This is a genomic window from Pseudarthrobacter sp. MDT1-56 (genome assembly GCF_059383555.1).
Genome location: NZ_JBWZCK010000001.1, coordinates 52,983 through 70,400, shown reverse-complemented (window position 1 = coordinate 70,400; position 17,418 = coordinate 52,983). Strand labels below are relative to the sequence as shown.

General features: G+C 68.5%; 15 protein-coding genes. 7 read left to right on the top strand and 8 right to left on the bottom strand.

Annotated features, from left to right (window positions below):
* Positions 1–2: 2 nt before the first annotated feature.
* Positions 3–977, bottom strand: a complete 975-nt coding sequence (locus AC50YC_RS00340) for a phosphoribosylaminoimidazolesuccinocarboxamide synthase (RefSeq protein WP_494951668.1) — start codon at positions 975–977, stop codon at positions 3–5.
* A 2-nt stretch (positions 978–979) separates the two neighbouring features.
* Positions 980–2,290 (bottom strand): phosphoribosylamine--glycine ligase, encoded by a 1,311-nt coding sequence (purD, locus tag AC50YC_RS00335; protein WP_494951667.1) that lies wholly within the window; start codon positions 2,288–2,290, stop codon positions 980–982.
* A gap of 379 nt (positions 2,291–2,669) precedes the next feature.
* On the opposite strand from purD, the gene AC50YC_RS00330 reads away from it, so the two are divergent.
* Positions 2,670–4,322, top strand: a complete 1,653-nt coding sequence (locus AC50YC_RS00330; RefSeq protein WP_494951666.1) for a molybdopterin-dependent oxidoreductase — start codon at positions 2,670–2,672, stop codon at positions 4,320–4,322.
* A 35-nt stretch (positions 4,323–4,357) separates the two neighbouring features.
* A complete protein-coding gene (locus AC50YC_RS00325; protein ID WP_494951665.1) occupies positions 4,358–5,374 on the top strand; it encodes an asparaginase in 1,017 nt (338 codons plus the stop codon).
* Positions 5,375–5,481: 107 nt separating this feature from the next.
* Here the strand turns inward: AC50YC_RS00325 and AC50YC_RS00320 are convergent, their stop codons facing one another.
* Positions 5,482–7,845, bottom strand: coding sequence for a PIG-L family deacetylase (locus tag AC50YC_RS00320; protein ID WP_494951664.1), 2,364 nt, complete (start codon positions 7,843–7,845; stop codon positions 5,482–5,484).
* 255 nt (positions 7,846–8,100) lie between these two features.
* Here AC50YC_RS00320 and AC50YC_RS00315 point away from each other — a divergent pair, with 255 nt between their 5' ends.
* Entirely contained in the window at positions 8,101–8,508 is a 408-nt protein-coding gene (locus AC50YC_RS00315) for a sterol carrier family protein (RefSeq protein WP_494951663.1), read from the top strand.
* 14 nt (positions 8,509–8,522) lie between these two features.
* Here the strand turns inward: AC50YC_RS00315 and AC50YC_RS00310 are convergent, their stop codons facing one another.
* The 5 genes from AC50YC_RS00310 to AC50YC_RS00290 form a co-directional block, all read right to left on the bottom strand.
* Positions 8,523–9,284, bottom strand: a complete 762-nt coding sequence (locus tag AC50YC_RS00310) for an SDR family oxidoreductase (protein ID WP_494951662.1) — start codon at positions 9,282–9,284, stop codon at positions 8,523–8,525.
* Positions 9,285–9,378: 94 nt separating this feature from the next.
* Complete coding sequence (locus AC50YC_RS00305) at positions 9,379–9,687, bottom strand: hypothetical protein (RefSeq protein WP_494951661.1); 309 nt, start codon at positions 9,685–9,687, stop codon at positions 9,379–9,381.
* A gap of 65 nt (positions 9,688–9,752) precedes the next feature.
* A complete protein-coding gene (locus tag AC50YC_RS00300) occupies positions 9,753–10,469 on the bottom strand; it encodes an HAD family hydrolase (RefSeq protein WP_494952157.1) in 717 nt (238 codons plus the stop codon).
* A gap of 43 nt (positions 10,470–10,512) precedes the next feature.
* Positions 10,513–10,821 (bottom strand): YegP family protein, encoded by a 309-nt coding sequence (locus AC50YC_RS00295; protein ID WP_494951660.1) that lies wholly within the window; start codon positions 10,819–10,821, stop codon positions 10,513–10,515.
* Between the two features lie 124 nt (positions 10,822–10,945).
* Positions 10,946–12,739: a glycoside hydrolase family 15 protein gene (locus AC50YC_RS00290; protein ID WP_494951659.1), complete on the bottom strand. Its 1,794-nt coding sequence runs from the start codon at positions 12,737–12,739 to the stop codon at positions 10,946–10,948.
* 47 nt (positions 12,740–12,786) lie between these two features.
* Here AC50YC_RS00290 and AC50YC_RS00285 point away from each other — a divergent pair, with 47 nt between their 5' ends.
* From AC50YC_RS00285 to AC50YC_RS00270, 4 genes are all read left to right on the top strand, one after another.
* Entirely contained in the window at positions 12,787–13,668 is an 882-nt protein-coding gene (locus tag AC50YC_RS00285) for an aldo/keto reductase (protein WP_494951658.1), read from the top strand.
* 28 nt (positions 13,669–13,696) lie between these two features.
* Entirely contained in the window at positions 13,697–14,452 is a 756-nt protein-coding gene (locus AC50YC_RS00280; protein WP_494951657.1) for a DUF72 domain-containing protein, read from the top strand.
* Between the two features lie 58 nt (positions 14,453–14,510).
* Complete coding sequence (locus AC50YC_RS00275; RefSeq protein ID WP_494951656.1) at positions 14,511–15,581, top strand: App1 family protein phosphatidate phosphatase; 1,071 nt, start codon at positions 14,511–14,513, stop codon at positions 15,579–15,581.
* A gap of 70 nt (positions 15,582–15,651) precedes the next feature.
* The gene (locus AC50YC_RS00270; RefSeq protein ID WP_494951655.1) at positions 15,652–17,415 is read left to right on the top strand and encodes an HNH endonuclease signature motif containing protein; all 1,764 of its coding nucleotides are present in this window, start codon (positions 15,652–15,654) and stop codon (positions 17,413–17,415) included.
* Positions 17,416–17,418: the final 3 nt, after the last annotated feature.

Sequence of the window (17,418 nt, the reverse complement as noted above, 5' to 3'; positions counted from 1 at the left end):
GCCTAGGCGAACGTCCGGCCGGTGAGCTTTTCGTAGGCCTCGACATAGCGGCTGCGGGTTCGGGCGACGACGTCGGCGGGCAGCGCCGGCGGTGTCACGTCCGAGGACTTGTCCCAGCCGGATTCAGCCGAGGTCAGCCAGTCACGGACGTACTGTTTGTCATAGGAGGGCTGGGCTTTGCCCGGCTCATAGGTAGCCGCGTCCCAGAACCGGGACGAGTCCGGGGTCAGCACTTCGTCGCCGAGCGTGATGACGCCGGTGGCGGCGTCAACGCCGAATTCCACCTTGGTGTCGGCAAGGATGATGCCGCGGCCGCGGGCGATCTCCTCGGCCTTCGTGTAGATCTCCAGCGTGAGCTCTCGCAGCCGGGAGGCAATGTCCTCCCCCACGGTTTCCACGACGGCGTTGTAGGTGATGTTCTCGTCATGCTCGCCCACCTCAGCCTTCGCGGAGGGGGTGAAGATGGCCGCGTCCAGCCGGGACCCGTCCACCAGTCCGTCGGGCAGCGGGATGCCGCACACGGTGCCGGACTGCCGGTACTCCAGGAGGCCCGAGCCGGTGAGGTAGCCGCGAGCGATGCATTCGATCGGGAACATGTCCAGCTTCTTGCAGATCATCGCCCGGCCCTCCACCGCGGCGGGCACGCCGGCCTCGGCCGTGGACGCGAGCACGTGGTGCTCCACGCCGAGCTGCTCGAACCACCAGAGACTCAGCTGGGTCAGGACGCGGCCCTTGTCGGGGATCTCGCTGGCGAGGACGTGGTCATAGGCGCTGATCCGGTCGCTGGCCACGACAAGGACGCACTCCTGGCCGATGCGCTCCGTGATGGACTCGTCCGCCGGCACGTAGAGGTCACGGACTTTGCCGGAGTAAATGTGCTTCCAGCCGGGCAGGTCCAGCGTTGCGGTGTCCAGGCCGCCCTTGGGCGCAGCCGGGGCGGGTGCACTGGCTTCCGGCACGGATTCGGGGGTGGACATGCTCAGGCCTTCGCTTTCGTGCCGGCGGGGCCGCCGGGCGTCTGCACTTTGATCTCGCCGCGGGCCGCTTTGCCGCCGATGTCGGTGCGGAACTGGCTGCCCTCCAAGTGGACCAGTTCAACGCCGTCGTACGCCCGTTCCCGGGCCTCCACGAGGTCCGTGCCGAGCGCCACCACGGCGAGAACCCGTCCGCCGGCGGACACCACCTTGCCTTCGTCGTCGAGCCTGGTCCCGGCGTGGATGACGTGGACGCCCTCGACGGACTCGGCTTTCTTGAGTCCCCGGATGCGGTCGCCGGTGCGCGGTTTGTCGGGGTAGTTTTCGGCGGCGACGACGACGGCGACGGCGGTGTCCCGCGACCAGCGCAGCGGCTGGACCTTGTCCAGTTCGCCCTTAGCGGCAGCCATCAGCAGCCCGCCGAGGGGGGTCTTGAGGCGGGCGAGGACGGCCTGGGTTTCCGGATCGCCGAAGCGGACGTTGAATTCGATCACGCGGGTGCCGCGGGAGGTCAGGGCCAGGCCGACGAAAAGGACACCGACGAACGGGGTGCCGCGGTGCGCCATCTGGTTGACCGTGGGCTGGGCGACCCGGTCGAGGACTTCCTGGACGAGGCCTTCCGGGGCCCATTCCAGCGGGGTGTAAGCGCCCATGCCGCCGGTATTGGGGCCTTCGTCGTTGTCGAAGATCCGCTTGAAGTCCTGGGCCGGGGAGAGTGCGACGGTGTTAAGGCCGTCGCAGAGGACGAAGACCGAGACCTCGGGGCCGTCGAGGAATTCCTCGATCACCACCGTGCCGCCGGCATCGAAGCAGCTCTGCGCGTGTGCCAGGGCCTCGTCCCGGTTGTTGGTGACGACCACGCCCTTGCCTGCGGCGAGACCGTCATCCTTGACCACGTAGGGGGCACCGAAGGTGTCGAGCGCGTCCGCGGCTTCCTCGGCGTTGCCGGCGACCCGGGCCATGGCGGTGGGGACTCCGGCCTCGGCCATGACCTCCTTGGCGAAGGCCTTGGAGGCTTCGAGCTGGGCCGCCGCCTTGCTGGGGCCGAACACGGGGATGCCGGCGGCACGGACGGCGTCGGACACTCCGGCGGCAAGCGGCGCCTCGGGGCCGACCACCACAAGGTCAACGGTGAGCTTGGTGGCCAGGGCCGCGACGGCGTCGGGGTCGTTCGCGTCGATGGCGTGTGTGGGGACCAGTTTGCTGATGCCGGCGTTGCCCGGGGCCGCGTGGACCTCGGACACATTCGGGTCTGCAAGCAAGGATCGGACAATGGCGTGTTCGCGGCCGCCGGGGCCGATGACAAGTACCTTCACAGTTCCCAAGGGTACTTTGTGGACCGGGCAGGCTCCTAAGCTGTGACCACCGATGGACATGCCCAGTCCCCGCCGCTGCCCAGTGCGAGCCCCACGGGACATGCCCAGTCCTGGCCGCTGCCCAGCGCGGGCCCCACGGGACATGCCCAGCCCTGGCGGCGCCCACGGGACATAATGCCAACATGCCCATCCCTGTATCCAAGGAGAGGGCATGTCCACGATGCCGCATTCAGATCCACGGGACATGCCCAGTCCTGGCCGCCCCCACCGGACATAATGCCAACATGCCCATCCCTGAGCCCCAAGGGAGGGCATGTCCCACGGGCGTGCCGGCACCTCGGCGGGCAATCCGCGGCCCGAACTGCTTCGAAGACCAAGTATGGACAAGCCCAGCATGCAGACGCCCCGCGCGGAAGAACTCAGGATAGAGAAGCCCGCCCGGAAGCGGCGCGGCCAACACACAGCCTCGAAGCGGCTGACCGGCCCCACCGTCCTCGCCGCGTTGGCCGGGGTCGCTGCGGCCGCCGTCGTCCTGTCCGTGGCGGAACTGATCGGAGCGTTCTTCACGGCACGGGCGACGCCGGTGATCGCCCTCGGCTCGACCTTCATCGACTTCACGCCGTCGTGGCTGAAGGATTTCGCGATCGCCACCTTCGGCACCAATGACAAGCTCGCCCTGTTCGTCGGCATGGCGGTGACGATCCTGCTGCTCGCCTGTGTCCTGGGCATCGTGGCGTACCGCAAGTGGGCCCTCGGCGTCGCCGGCGTGCTGCTGATGGGCGCGGTGATCGTGGGCGCCGTCGTGACGCGGGCCGGGGTAGAACCGCTGGATGCGATTCCGTCAGTAATCGGCACCGTGGCGGGGCTGATTGTCCTCCGTTTCCTGATCACGCGGCTTTGGCGGATGCAGCAGTGGCCGGACATGGACTCGGACCTGGCCGCCAAGGAACCGGAACGCCCCGCCACCAGCCGCCGCGCCTTCTTCGCCGCGACCGGAGTCACCGCCGCGGCCTCGGCCATCGCCGCGACCGGCGGACGCCTGCTCAGCGCGGCCCGCAGCAACGTGGCCCAGGCGCGCGAGGCCCTGCAGCTCCCCGCGGCGGCGAAACCGGCCCCGCCAGTACCCGCCGGCGTGCAGTCCAAGGCTCCCGGGGTCACGCCGTGGGTGACGCCCAACAACGACTTCTACCGCATTGACACCGCCCTGAGCGTGCCCGAAATCAACGCCCAGGACTGGGAGCTGCGCGTCCACGGCCTGGTGGAGCGGGAAATCCGGCTCAGTTTTCAGGACCTGCTCGACGCGGAGCTGATTGAATCCCACATCTCCCTGACCTGCGTGTCCAACCCGGTCGGCGGAAACCTCGCCGGCAACGCCAAATGGCTGGGCATGCCCATCCGCGACCTGCTCAAAATGGCGGGGCCCAAGGACGGCGCAGACATGGTGCTCTCCACCTCGATCGACGGCTTCAGCGCCTCGACCCCGCTCGAGGTCCTCCAGGATGACCGTGACGCCATGCTGGCGTTCGGCATGAACGACGAAGCCCTCCCGCTGGAACACGGGTATCCGGTGCGCATGGTGGTCCCAGGCCTGTACGGCTTCGTCTCCGCCACCAAATGGGTCGTGGATTTGGAAGTCACCCGCTTCGCGGACAGCAAGGCCTACTGGACGCAGCGCGGCTGGTCCGAGCGCGGCCCCATCAAGACCATGGCCCGGGTGGAAGTCCCGAAGTCCTTCGCGAAGGTGCCGGCCGGGCGGGTGGCGATCGGGGGCACCGCCTGGGCCCAGACGCGCGGCATCACCAAGGTCGAGGTGCAGATCGACAACGGGCCCTGGACGGAGGCCGTGCTCTCCACGGAGGCTTCCCTCATCACCTGGCGGCAGTGGTCCTTCGACTGGGAAGCCACCCCGGGCCCGCACTACATCAAGGCCCGCGCCACCGACGGAACCGGCGAGGTCCAGACGGACCAGCGCGCGGATCCGGTGCCCGACGGCGCCTCCGGCTGGCAGTCGCTAATGGTGACCGTGGAATAACGGGGTATCACCGCTGGGCACCATAGACTTGGCGCATGCCCCTGAATTCACACGCCACCTTCACCGTCGAGTCCGCCGTCGAACTGGCCGTCGTTGAACGCAGCGGCTTTGTGGAGTCCCGGCACATCGGCTCCGCCGTCCTCATTGCCGGGGACGGCACCGTCGTCACCGAACTGGGCGACATCACCACCCCGATCTACGCCAGGTCCACCCTCAAGCCGCTGCAGGCCCTCGCGTCCATGCAATCCGGCGTGCCCCTGCGCGGCGCGCAGGCAGCTATCGCCTGCGGCAGCCACGTCGGCTCACTGGACCACATGGACGTCGTCGAAGGCATGCTCAAGGCCGCCGGCGTCAGGGAAGAGCAGCTCCAGTGCCCGGCAGCCTGGCCCGAGGACGAGACCGCCAGAAACTGGCTGGTCCGCGCCGAGGGGGGCAAGTCCAAGCTCGCTTTCAACTGCTCCGGAAAGCACGCCGCGTTCCTCTGGGCCTGCACCGAGAACGGCTGGGACACCAACAGCTACCTCGAGCCCAACCACCCGCTGCAGCAGCGCATCCGGTCCGTCATCGAGGAATACTGCGGCGAAAGCATCGCCCACCTCGGCATCGACGGCTGCGGCGCTCCCGTGGCCGCCGTCTCCCTAACCGGACTGGCCCGGGCATTCTCCAAGCTGGCCAAGGCCCCCGGCGACAAGAACTCCAACGCCCGCGCCGCCACCATCGCGACGTCGATGCTGGACTACCCGTGGGCCGTGCAGGGCAAGGGCGAAAGCAACACGATCGTCATGGACGACCTCGGCATCCTCGCCAAGATCGGCGCCGAAGGTGTGCTGGTGATGGCCACCCCCACGGGCGCCTCCGTCGCCATCAAGATCCTCGACGGCAACATCCGGGCCACCACGCTGGTCGGGCTGACCCTATTGGCGGCAGCTGGCGCCGTTGACGTCCCGGAAGTGGCCAGTGTCCTGGACAAGGTGGTCACCCCGGTGCTCGGCGGCGGCCGTCCCGTAGGTAAAATCCGCCTCGGCCACGCCGTCTCGGCGCTGCTCGACTGACCGGCGCCGCCCGACGACGGGTTGCCACGCCGTCTCGGCGCTGCTCGACTCACCGGATCCGACCGACGGCGGGCTGCCCAACCGGACGCGGGTCCGGGCGGTTGCGGTCAATTCAGGTAGGCCTGGAGTTCGGCGAGCCCGACGTTTCTGGTGGTGCCGCTGACGGTGGTGACGGTCAGCCGCAGGCTAGTGGTGGAAGTATCGGGGAAGCTGATGCTGGTCGCCTGGCCGGCGTTGTCCAGAGTAGGCACCGCGACGGTGGTTCCGTCGGAGAAGGTCAGGGTTCCGCCGGTGATCTGGTCCTTGGCGTTCGGCCGGTCATAGAGCACCACCCGGTTCAAGGTGACAGGGGTGGGGAAGACAAGATCGAGGTAGCTTCCGGCCCGGCCGCCCACAGTCGCCCATTCCCGGGTCGAGTCGACCGGGTAGCCAGCAATGACGCCGTCGACGGCCTTCACGGCGGTCTGTCCCGCGGGGTCGTTCTGGGAACTGGCGGTGACCGACGCCAAAGCCGCGACATTGGCGGCCAGGGGGGCCGTCGGCGCGGGCGTCCCGGTGCCGGGGTAGGCCTGGAGTTCGGCGAGCCCGACGTTCCTGGTGGTGCCGCTGACAGTGGTGACGGTCAGCCGCAAGCTTGTGGTGGAGGTGTCAGGGAAGCTGACGCTCGTCGCCTGGCCGGCGTTGTCCAGCGTAGGCACCGGGACGGTGGTTCCGTCGGAGAAGGTCAGGGTGCCGCCGGTGATCTGGTCCTTGCTGTTGGGACGGTCATAGAGCACCACCCGGTTCAGTGTTAAGGCGGCGGGGAAGGCGAGGTCGAGGTAGCTTCCGGCCCGGCCGCCCACGGTGGCCCACTCCCGGGTGGCATCGACCGGGTGGCCGGCAATGACGCCGTCAATGGCCTTCACGGCGTTCTGTCCCGCGGCCGTGTTCTGGGAACTGGCCGTGACCGAGGCTGAGGCCGCGACATTGGCGGTTTCCGTGCCGGGAACGGCGGGGCCGGGGGCCTCGCCGCCGGGCGTAGTAGTTATGGGCGCAGGCGGCGCAGGCGCCTCAGTAACAGGCGCAGTCGGCGCAGGCGCCTCAGTAACGGGCGCAGTCGGCGCAGGCGCCTCAGTGCCCAGGTAGGCCCGGATTTCGGAGAGTCCGACGTTTCTGGTGGTGCCGCTGACGGTGGTGACAGTCAGCCGCAGGCTCGTGGTGGCAGTGTCGGGGAAGCTGATGCTGGTCGGCTGGCCGGCGTTGTCCAGGGCGGGCACCGCGACATTGGTTCCGTCGGAGAAGCTGAGGGTGCCGCCGGTGATCTGGTCACTGGGGTTGGGCCGGTCATAGAGCAGAACCCGGTTCAGGGTGACGGCCGCAGGGAATGCAAGATCGAGGTAGCTTCCGGCTTTGCCGCCCATGGTCGCCCACTCCCGGGTGGCGTCGACCGGGTGGCCGGCGATCACGCCGTCGACCGCTTTCACGGCGGTCTGGCCTGAGGCCGTGTTCTGGGAGCTGGCGGTGACCGACGCCGAGGCCGCGACGTTGGCGGGATCGCCCTCAACATTGGTGGTTTCCGCGCCGGCAGCCGGCGCCACCGCAGTCCGCGGCACGGTGTAGGACCGGGAAAGCCATTTCCCGACCGAGTTGTCGGAACATGCAAGGGCTGTGGTGCAGGTCTTGGAATCATGCTGGGCATAGACCAGGAAGGCATCGGTCTTGGCCGTCAGATCGGGATCGACCACATTGGCCTGGCGCTGGGAGATGGGGTAGCCCTGGTAGCCGGTGATCGTGTGGGGCAGGGTGTAAAGCTGCTGCGCGGCGAGCACGAGGTAGGCCACGGTGTGGTGGTCGCTGTGGTCTCCGTCGCCAAAGGTACCGGCGAAGTCCAGCGTGGATATCTGGTCCGGCTGGTAGCTGTTCATCAACGCCAGCAACGTGCTCCGAAGCTCCGGGAGCGTGTATGAGGACGAGTCGTTGACGGCAGTGATCGTGCTGATCGCGCCGCTGTAGAGCTTCTGCAGGCTTTCGTAACCGTAGTCGGACCCGCCTCTTCCGTCGCGGTGCCCGTCCGGCAGCCGCATGAAGGCCAGCGAGAGCTTCGTTGCCCCGTCAAGGGTGGCCACCGGAATCGGGTGCCCGGCAATCCCGGCATCGGCGGTGGTCCAGGTGTCGGCAACCCCTGCGAGGTGGGCGTAAGCGGCTTTCACACCGTCCTCCCGCGCGTTCCAGTAGGCCTCTGAGTCGTTTGCATCGCCGGCCGTCAGGTACACGGTGCGTACGCACAACCCGTCGCGGATGGCCGAGAGGAGCCCGGGGCTCTGGAACAGCAGGTCATCATCCTGGTGGGCGACGATGTTCATCGCTGTTCCCGCAGGGCACCCGGCGTCGGCCGAGGCGTCCGGTGCAGTCGCCATGCTTCCGGTGAGCGCCGCTACGAGCGCGAACGCCAGCAGGACAAGGGACCCTCTACGAGGCCTGGAAAACGGCATCTGGCTCATCCTTGCTGTCATCACATCCCCCTGTCGGTCATGACAACAGGCGCGGATTCCATTGCGGCAACCCGTAAAATAAAACTATAACTGTTTTACTTAATATTCAAGCTACATGTTTTTCGACATAGTTAAGGAGCTGAGGATGCCACGGATTGCCGGGACTCCCGGCGAAAAAGGGTGAAGGTAAGGTGGATGCAGATGCGGCAGGGGCAGCTTGCCGCTAACACTTTGAATCGGCCGGGAGGCAAATTAGTGGTGGTTCCGCGACGTCGTATAGCCCTCGACGAGGGCCGGGCAGCCCTCGCCGCCTGGCAGGCAGCCACCTCCCCCGGGCCGGACGCCGCAGTTGCCGCCAGCCCCGATGCCGGCCCCCCGGTCTCCCGCAGCACGCTCGCGACGGCGGTGCGCTACTCCCTGGAGGAGGTCACCGCGCGGGCACCTGGGAATTCAGTGGAAGTGCGCGTCCCGCCGTTCGGCGTCACCCAGTGCGTGGAGGGCCCCCGGCATACCCGCGGCACCCCCCCGAACGTCATTGAGTGCGACGCCGCCACCTGGCTGGCGATGGTCAGCGGGCAGTTGAGCTGGGCGGACGCCGTCGACGCCGGCCGGGTAGCCGCGTCCGGGTTGCGCGCCGACCTGTCCGGCCTGCTGCCGCTTTAGACGGGCTGGGCGGGCTAGCCGCGTCCGATGAAAGGCATCCCGGCTGCGGTGATCACGAGGGATCCAACGCTGGCGGAGGGCGGCATCCCGGCCATCAGCAGCACCGCACGCGCGGCGTCCTCGACCGGGAAGGTCGGCTCCACGCGGCTGCTGCCGTCGGCCTGGACCGCCCCGGAGCCGACACCGATCGTGTCCATCAGCTCCGTGGCCGTGTTGCCGATATCGATCTGCCCGCAGCTAATGCCGAAACCGCGGCCGTCGAGTTCAATGCTCTTGGTCAACCCGGTCATGGCATGTTTGGTGACGGTGTAGGCGACCGTCCGGGGCCGGGGTGAGTGTGCGGCGATCGAACCGTTGTTGATGATCCGTCCGCCCTGGGGTGACTGTGCCTTCATCGCCCGGACGGCGGCCGCAGCGCACAGCATGGAGCCGGTCAGGTTCACCGCCACCGTGGAATCCCAGTCCGCGAGGCTGATCTCGTCCACGGAGGCGGCCGGACCGAACGCACCGGCATTGTTGAACAGCACGTCCACCCGTCCCCAACGCTCGTGGGCGGCGGCGAAAAGCCGCTCGACGTCGTCGGGCATGGTGACATCGCAGGGAACGGCAAAAGCCTGGGCATGGCCGGCCCCGGTCTCGAGCAGCTGCGCTTCCCGCCGGCCGGCCAGCACCACCCGGTACCCGTCGGCGAGCATGAGCCGGGCGACCGCCCGGCCGATCCCCGAGCCTGCGCCGGTGACTACGGCTACTCGGCCGGGCAGGTGCTGTCGTGTCATCCGGCTAGCGTATGCCGAGATCCCGCAGCAGGACAGTGTTCCGCACCAACATTGCGGCCACATGTCATCGCGGGAAGGTCCGGCCGTCCCCGCGTCAGCCGGAGTGCCGGCGGACGCGCCGGCCCGCGCGGAAGCCCGTCCAGAACGCGAGCATCAACAGTCCGAGACCGACCAGTACGACGCCCGCCCATTTCTCCGCATCCATGATCAACAGGCCCGGGGCGGCAAAAGCCTGCTGTGACAGCGGGGCGTAGGCAAACCAGCCGAACTCCTCCTGGCGCACCGGCAGCGACAAGAAGACCGCACCCGCCGCCAGCAGGGCCACAGCCAAAAGCGGCACCGCGAGCCGGGCCAGCCGCGCTTGCCCGGACGGCGCGGATTCCTGATCCCCGGATGGATTCATGGACACACTGTAGCGGCTGGCTAGGGCGCGGGGGTTCCGGAACCTCGCCGCCTGACGCCCGAGGGCTAACCCGCCCGCCCGGGCGGACGGGCGGCGAGCCGCCCAATCACGCTGTCCCCGAGGTTTTCCAGCAGCTCCCGGGGGCTGGTGTAGATTTCGACGGCGCCGGCATCCCGGAGTTCCGCTGCGCTGGTGCCGCCGCTCGTCAGCCCGATGGCCGGGATGTCGAGGTTCCCGGCGGCGTAGATGTCCCACACGGCGTCGCCCACATAGACGGCGTTCGACGCCGGCACACCAAGGACGTTGAGGGCGGCGACGAGGATGTCCGGCGCCGGCTTGCTTTCCTTGGCGTCCGCCGAGCTCGTGGCCGCGTCAATAAAGGCGTCGGCGCCGATCACGGCCCTCAGCACTTCGAGGTCCCGTTGCCTGGCGGAGGACGCCAGCGCCACGGCGAGCCCGCCGTCGTGGCACCGCGCCAGCAGCTCGCGGGCACCGTCCAGCGGGCGCAGGGCCGGCCAGAACGTGCCGAACACGGCGGCGTGCGAGGCCATGATCGCGCCGTCCTCATCCTTGTCCCGGCCAGCGGGCAGCAGCCCGGCGAGGATCCTGTCACCACCCATGCCGACCGAGCGGTGAATGCTCGCCATCGGCACGTCATAACCGGCCTGTCGGAATGCCTGCCACCAAGCCAGGGTGTGCAGGTAGACAGAGTCAACCAGGGTGCCGTCGACGTCGAACAGCACGGCGGCCTGGCGCCGGTCACGGGGCGGGACGGTGACCATAAGGTCTGCGGGGCCAAGGCGGAGGGGACTGTCAGGACGCAAGTCAGTGGTGTGCGCGGGCCCGTTTACCGGCAGCCAGCGATCCGCCGGACAAGGAGGTTCCGCGGCCCGCCCCTCCGGCTGTCCTCCGGGACGCCCTGGAGAGTGGCCCCGCCGGCGCGGCCTGCCCGCCGACGCTGCGGTCCCGGATGAGCCCGGTGCCGGCTATTTCGCGGGCTTGGGCGATTCCGGCCACCGCTGCCCTCTTCGTGGGAAACGTGACGGAAATTGCCATCAGGCTTCCAGCCCCGTCAAGCATCCGAATCCGGTAGCCGCCGTCGGGCGCGTCCACGAGCTCGAAATAACCAGCCATCGCACACTCCTTTAATCCTTTACCCCGCACTGGGGTATTAGTAAGTATACTTATCTAAGGTCTTGACGAAAACCCCGGTCCTGGCAAATGGAACGCCGAATTCGCGCCGGCTCGGCCTTTCGAATCAACGCCCGGGGGTCGGCGAGTCGCTGCGGCGCACGTGGTCCTCCTGGAGTTCCAGCGCGCTCATCACGAGGGCGAAATGGCTGAACGCCTGCGGCGTGTTTCCCAACTGGCGTCCGGCCTCGATGCTCCATTCCTCACTGAGGAGTCCGACGTCGTTGCGCAGCGCCAGCAGCCGCTCGAACAGTTCCCGCGCTTCGTGCTGCCGGCCAGCCCCCAGGAGCGCCTCGACCAGCCAGAACGAACAGGCGAGGAATACCCCCTCCCCGCCAGGCAGCCCGTCGTCACATTCGGCCGGCTTGTAGCGGCGCAGGAAGCCGTCATGAGTCAGTTCCCGCTGGACAGCATCAATCGTTCCGATCACGCGCGGGTCATCCGGGGCCAGGAACCCGACGCGTGGGATGAGCAGCAGGCTCGCGTCCAGCTCGGGCCGCCCGTAGGACTGCACGAAGGTGTTTCTGTCGGCATCGAACCCTTTGGCCATAATGTCAGTGCGGATAGTGTCCCGGAGCTCTTCCCAGCGGTCCGCGGGGCCGGCCAGTCCGAAATCCCGGACGCCCTTCACCATGCGGTCGGCCGCCACCCAGGCCATTACCTTGGAGTGAGTGAAGTGCCGCCGCGGCCCACGCATCTCCCAGAGCCCGTTGTCTGGCCGGTCCCAGGCCGTCTCCAGGTGCTCCATCAAGGCGAGCTGCACGTCCCAGGATTCGTCGGTGCTTGTCAGCAGCGAATTCCGGGTCAGGGACAGACAGTCAAGTACCTCGCCCCAGACGTCGAGTTGGAGCTGCCCGGCCGCGCCGTTCCCCGTCCGGACCGGTGCGGAATTCTCGTACCCCCGCAACCAGGGGAGTTCCACCTCGGGCAGGCGCCGCTCACCGTGGATGCCGTACATGATCTGCAGATCCTTAGGGTCTCCCGCCACTGCCCGCAGTAGCCAGTCGCGCCAGGATGCGGCCTCCTCCGTGTACCCGGCCGCGAGCAGCGCCTGGAGCGTCAGGGTAGCGTCACGGAGCCAGCAGAAGCGGTAGTCCCAGTTCCGTTCGCCACCCAGCTCCTCGGGCAGCGAGGTCGTGACGGCCGCCACTATCCCTCCAGTGGGGGCAAAGGTGAGCGCTTTCAACGTAATCAGCGAGCGCTGAATGGCTGAGCGGTAGGGCCCCGTGACCGTGCACTGGGCAGACCAGTGCCGCCAGAATTCCTCCGTCGATGCCAGGACCCGTTCCGGGTCCACGGAGCGGGGACGGTCCAGATGGCTCGGCGCCCAAGTCAGCACGAACGGCACCCGATCCCCCGCTTTGATGGTGAAATCACTGATGGTACGCAGTCGCTCGCCCCGGAGCGGCGCCTCGGTCACAAGGTACGCGGCATCCGGACCGGCGATCGCGTGGATCCCTTGATCGTCGTGCCGAACCCACGGGACAATGTGGCCGTAGTCGAAACGCAGGACCAGTTCGCCGCGCATCCTCACCGTGCCGCTGATGCCCACGACGATGCGCACGATGTCCGCCACGGCGTCGCGGGGCGGCATGAAGTCAACGACCTTGACCTTTCCGGAGGGCATCTCCCACTCCGTTTCCAGAATGAGCGTGCCCTTGCGGTAGTGCCTTCGGGTGCATTCGCCGGCGCCCTCCGGCGCCAGCAGCCATCGCCCGGCCCGGGGAGTGTCCAGCAAAGCGTTGAAGCAGGCCGGCGAGTCGAAGCGAGGCAGGCAGAGCCAGTCGATCGAACCCTCCGTGCTGATCAGGGCCGCCGTGTGCAGATCGCCGACCAGTGCGTAATCCTCAATCCGAGCCATGGGACATACAGTGCCACACAGGTTTCCCCTGGTACTAGGATCCTTAGATGCTGAAACGGAACTTCGGAACAACGTCCCTGCAGGTCTCCGCCCTCGGATTCGGCGCCGGGCACATCGGCTATGACGGCGTCACGGAACGTGAGGCGCACGCACTTCTGGACCGGGCCCTGGATCTCGGCATTAACTTCATCGACACGGCGCGCGGCTACGGCCTGTCCGAGGAACGGATCGGCCGCTGGCTTCCGGCGCACCGCGACGAGGTGGTGCTTTCCACCAAGGTTGGCTACGGCGTCGCGGGCGCCACGGACTGGAGCGCCGCCGCGGTGACCGGCGGCGTGGACGAGGCATTGCAGACCCTGGGCACGGACGCGCTCGACGTCGTCTTCCTGCACTCCTGTCCCCTCACCGTGCTGGAACGCGGGGACGCCGTGCAGGCGCTCCTTTCCTGCGTCGAGGCGGGCAAGGTCCGGGTGCCTGGCTACAGCGGCGAGAACGAGGCGCTCGCCTGGGCGGCGGGCGCCGGGGTCTTCGGAGCGCTCCAGTCCTCGGTGAACCTGGCGGACCAGCGCTCGCTGCGCGAGGTGCTTCCGGAGGCCTCCCGGAGGGGTCTCGGCGTCGTGGCCAAACGTCCGCTCGCCAATGCGCCCTGGCGCCACAGCGAACGGCCGGTCGGCGTTTACGGCGAAACCTACTGGCGGCGGCTTCGTGAGCTGGGGTTGGAGCCGGAGTCCGATGACTGGCAGGGAACGGCCCTGCGGTTCTCGGCGTTCACGCCCGGGGTGAGCACCGCAATCGTGGGGACCTCCCGGGCCGTGAACCTCGAGGCGGCGGCGGCCGCCGTCGCGCGCGGACCGCTGCCCGACGCCGAGCGGATGCGGTGGGAGCGGGCCTTCGCCCCGCACGCCGGTGAGTGGGCAGGGGAAGTCTAGGGCCCGGCCGGCCGGGAAAGGGGACGGGATGGACCACGGCTCAACCCAGCACGGGACAGTCCACATCGGCACCAGCGGTTGGAGCTATGACCACTGGGAGAACGTGCTCTACCCGCCGGGGCTGCCGGCGCGGGAACGGCTGGCGCACTACGCGGCCCGTTTCAACACGGTGGAACTCAATGCCAGCTTCTACCGCTGGCCGCGGGACACGTCCTTCGCCAGCTGGCGCCGGCGGCTTCCGCCCGGGTTCCTGCTGTCCGTCAAGGCCCCCCGCGGATTGACGCACGGGAAGAAGCTTTACGCCCCGGAGGTCTGGATTGAGCGGATCGCCCGCTGCTGGCACGAACTTGGCGAGAAGCGGGCGGTGTTACTGGTCCAGCTGCCGCCGAATTTCGCCCGGGACGACGCGAGGCTGGAGTACTTCCTCACGGCGCTGCCCGACTGGATCCGGGTCAGCGTGGAGTTCCGCCACACAAGCTGGGACGCACCCGAGGTCTACACCATGCTGGAACGGCACGGCGCCGCGTACTGCGTCATGAGCGGCGCGGGACTCCCGTGCGTCCTCCGCGCCACCGCACCATTCGTCTACCTCCGGCTGCATGGCCCGGACTGGGAGCACCTCTACGGCGGCTCCTACTCGGACGATGAGCTGCGCTGGTGGGCGGACCGGATCCGTGAATGGCAGGCGGCCGGCAAGGAAGTCTTTGTGTATTTCAACAACGACGGCGGCGGGAACGCCGTGCGTAACGCCGTTGCGCTGCGGGATCTGCTGGGCGACGGATGAACGGTGCGTTTCCGGACACGGTCCGCGCCGGGACGGGCGCTTGTGGGAGAGTGGAGGCATGGAATTGGCGTCACAGGAATCTCCCCGACAGCAACCAGTCACCGGCAACCGGGCTTTCCGCCTGGCGCACTGGGTCTCGGACACCGTTAATCGTGCCCGCCTGAAGGCGGCCCGCCGCTGGGACTTTGCCCCCACGACCGTCGCCTACCAAGGCTACGGATCCACGGCTTGGGTCCGGGTGCTCGGCCGGGTGGTGTTGACCAGCAGGCCCCACCCCGGCAGCCGGACTGAGAAGGCAGCGCAGAACGGCAACCAGAACATCCGCGGCTGGCGGGCGTTCACGTCCGTCCCGATCCAGTACTCCGACGTGGAGATTGAGATCGGCGGGGTAACCGCCCGCGTGCACGCGGACCGCGGCGGACTCGTGGACACCGTCGTGCAGGTGGAGCTCACCCCGGGCTGGCACACCGCTGTGCTGCGCGCCGAGGGGACCGAGCCTGCCTCCGCAAAGATTTTTGTCATTGCCGCCGACACCAAGCTCGGGATCGTGTCCGACATCGATGACACGATCATGGTCACGGCTCTCCCCCGCCCCTTCCTTGCGCTCTGGAACACCTTTGTCCTCAACGAGCGCGCCCGGATGGCGACGCCCGGGATGGCCGTGCTGTTGGACCGGCTCAAGGTGGAGCACCCGGAGGCTCCGGTGATTTACCTGTCCACCGGGCCGTGGAACGCCGCCCCCACGCTGGGGCGCTTCATCACCCGGAACATGTACCCCTCCGGCGCCCTGCTGCTCACCGACTGGGGCCTCACCCATGACCGCTGGTTCCGCAGCGGCCAGGAGCACAAGCGCCGCAACCTGGAATTGCTCGCCGAGGAGTTCCCGAACATGCGCTGGTTGCTCTTCGGCGACAACGGGCAGCACGACGAAGCGATCTACTCTGGTTTCGCCCAGCAACACGGCGACCGGGTGGCCGCCATCGGCATCCGGCAGCTCTCCGCCAGCGAAGCCGTCCTGGCCGGTGGCCACTCGGAAACCGGGGACCACACAGGCTCCAACGTTCCGTGGATCTACTCGCCGGACGGTGCAGGCATGGCGAGAACCCTGCAGGAGCTGAAGATTCTCTAATCGCCCACCGGGCGGCGGCGGTCGCTGCAACCCAGCAGGAATTGTCAGTGGCTGGCCATAGTCTTTGAGTGTGGATAGCACGGCAGCGTGGAGTGCGGAAAGCAGGCAGGCCTGGGAGGCCGTCGCCGCGTCCGTTGCTGCGCTTGGTGCCTTCACGGGCGCTGGCGCGGACCGTCCTGATCCGCCGGGCGCCGATGGGCTGCGGGACGCCGAATCTGCCACGCCGGGCGTCGATCCGCTGCGGGGTTCTGATCCGTTGCGGGATCTGGCGGATGCGTGCCTGGACGGGATGGCCGAGGCGGCCCGGCGGGAGGCCCGGAACGCTGCGCTGAAGGTACGCCTGACCGCGGGCTACGCTGAGGCGACCCGGGCCCTGGCCTCCCCGGCGGCGTCCCCGCAGGACCGCGCCGGCCAGGAGATGGCGCTGGTGGCCGAGGTCGCGTGTGCATTGAGGGTCAGCGAACACGCCGCCGGGGTGTTCCTGTCCGAGTGCCAGGCCCTGACCACGCGGCTGCCGTTGACCCTGGCGGCCCTGCAGGCCGGGACAATCTCGTGGGCCCATGCCCGGATCATGGTGGACGAAACCGCGAACCTGGATGCGGCCGGGGCGGCGGCATTGGAGACGCACTTCCTGGACCCCGATGCCCCGAACCCGGCCAGGGGGTGCCCGGCCGGGGATCTCGTCCCGGGACGGTTCCGGGCCAAGGCCCGTGTTTGGCGGGAACGCCACCACCCGGTCAGCATCGAGGAACGCCACACCAAGTGTGCTGCGGACCGGCGGGTCGAGTACTGCCCGGACCGGGACGGGATGGCCTGGCTCTCCGCGTACCTCCCGGCCGACACCGCCGCGGGGATCTGGGAGCGGACCACCGCCGCCGCCCGCGCCCTCCAGGGCCCGGACGAGGCCCGGACCCTGACCCAGCTCCGCGCCGACATCGCCGCCACCTGGCTCCTCACCACTGGACTGGCCGAAGGCGGCACGGGGACCATCGGCGGCACAAGCGAGGAAGGACACGGTCTGGCTGGCGGCGCCGGCACCGGCATGGCCGGGTGTGTGGGTGGGGGTGTGCCGGTCCCGCGGGCGCAGGTCCTCATCACCGTCCCGGCCCTGTCCCTCCTGGGTGCCGGGGAGGAACCGGCAATGCTGGACGGGTACGGGCCGATCCCGCCGTCGATGGCCCGCCGCCTGGTCGCCGAGGGTGCGGGTTCCTTTTACCGGGTCCTGACGGATCCGCGGGACGGGGCCCCGCTGGAAATCGGACGGACCAGCTACCGGCCCACGAAAGCTATGCGCCACTGGCTCCGGCTCCGCGACGGCAGGTGTCCCTTCCCGGGCTGCAACAACCCTTCCCTGGACAATGAGGCGGACCATCTCCTGGCCTGGGCCGACGGAGGGACCACCGGGATCACCAACCTGGGCCAGCCCTGCCCCAAGCATCACCGCCTGAAACACAGCTCCGGCTGGACACCGTCCGGGGCCAGCAAGCACAGCCCGCCGGGCTGGACCTCACCGACAGGACGCAACTATCCCAGCGAACAACAGGACTGGGAACCACCCGACTGGCCGGGCCATCTCCTGCGCACGGACGAAGGCCTGCCCACGGAGGAAGACCTGGGCCTGGACCCACCCCCGGACCCCGGCTGGGATCCCGACCTGGACCTACCCCCGGACCCCGGCCCGGATCCCAAGTTGGAACTGCCCGAAGACCCCTTCCCGGACTGGTACCAGTTCACCACCGGTCACCATTTCCCTGCCGCTGACACGGGGGATCCGAGCTGGCCAGCGCCCCTCAGCGATCCCGCGCCGGAAGACCTCCCGCTCCTGTACGTGTGATCG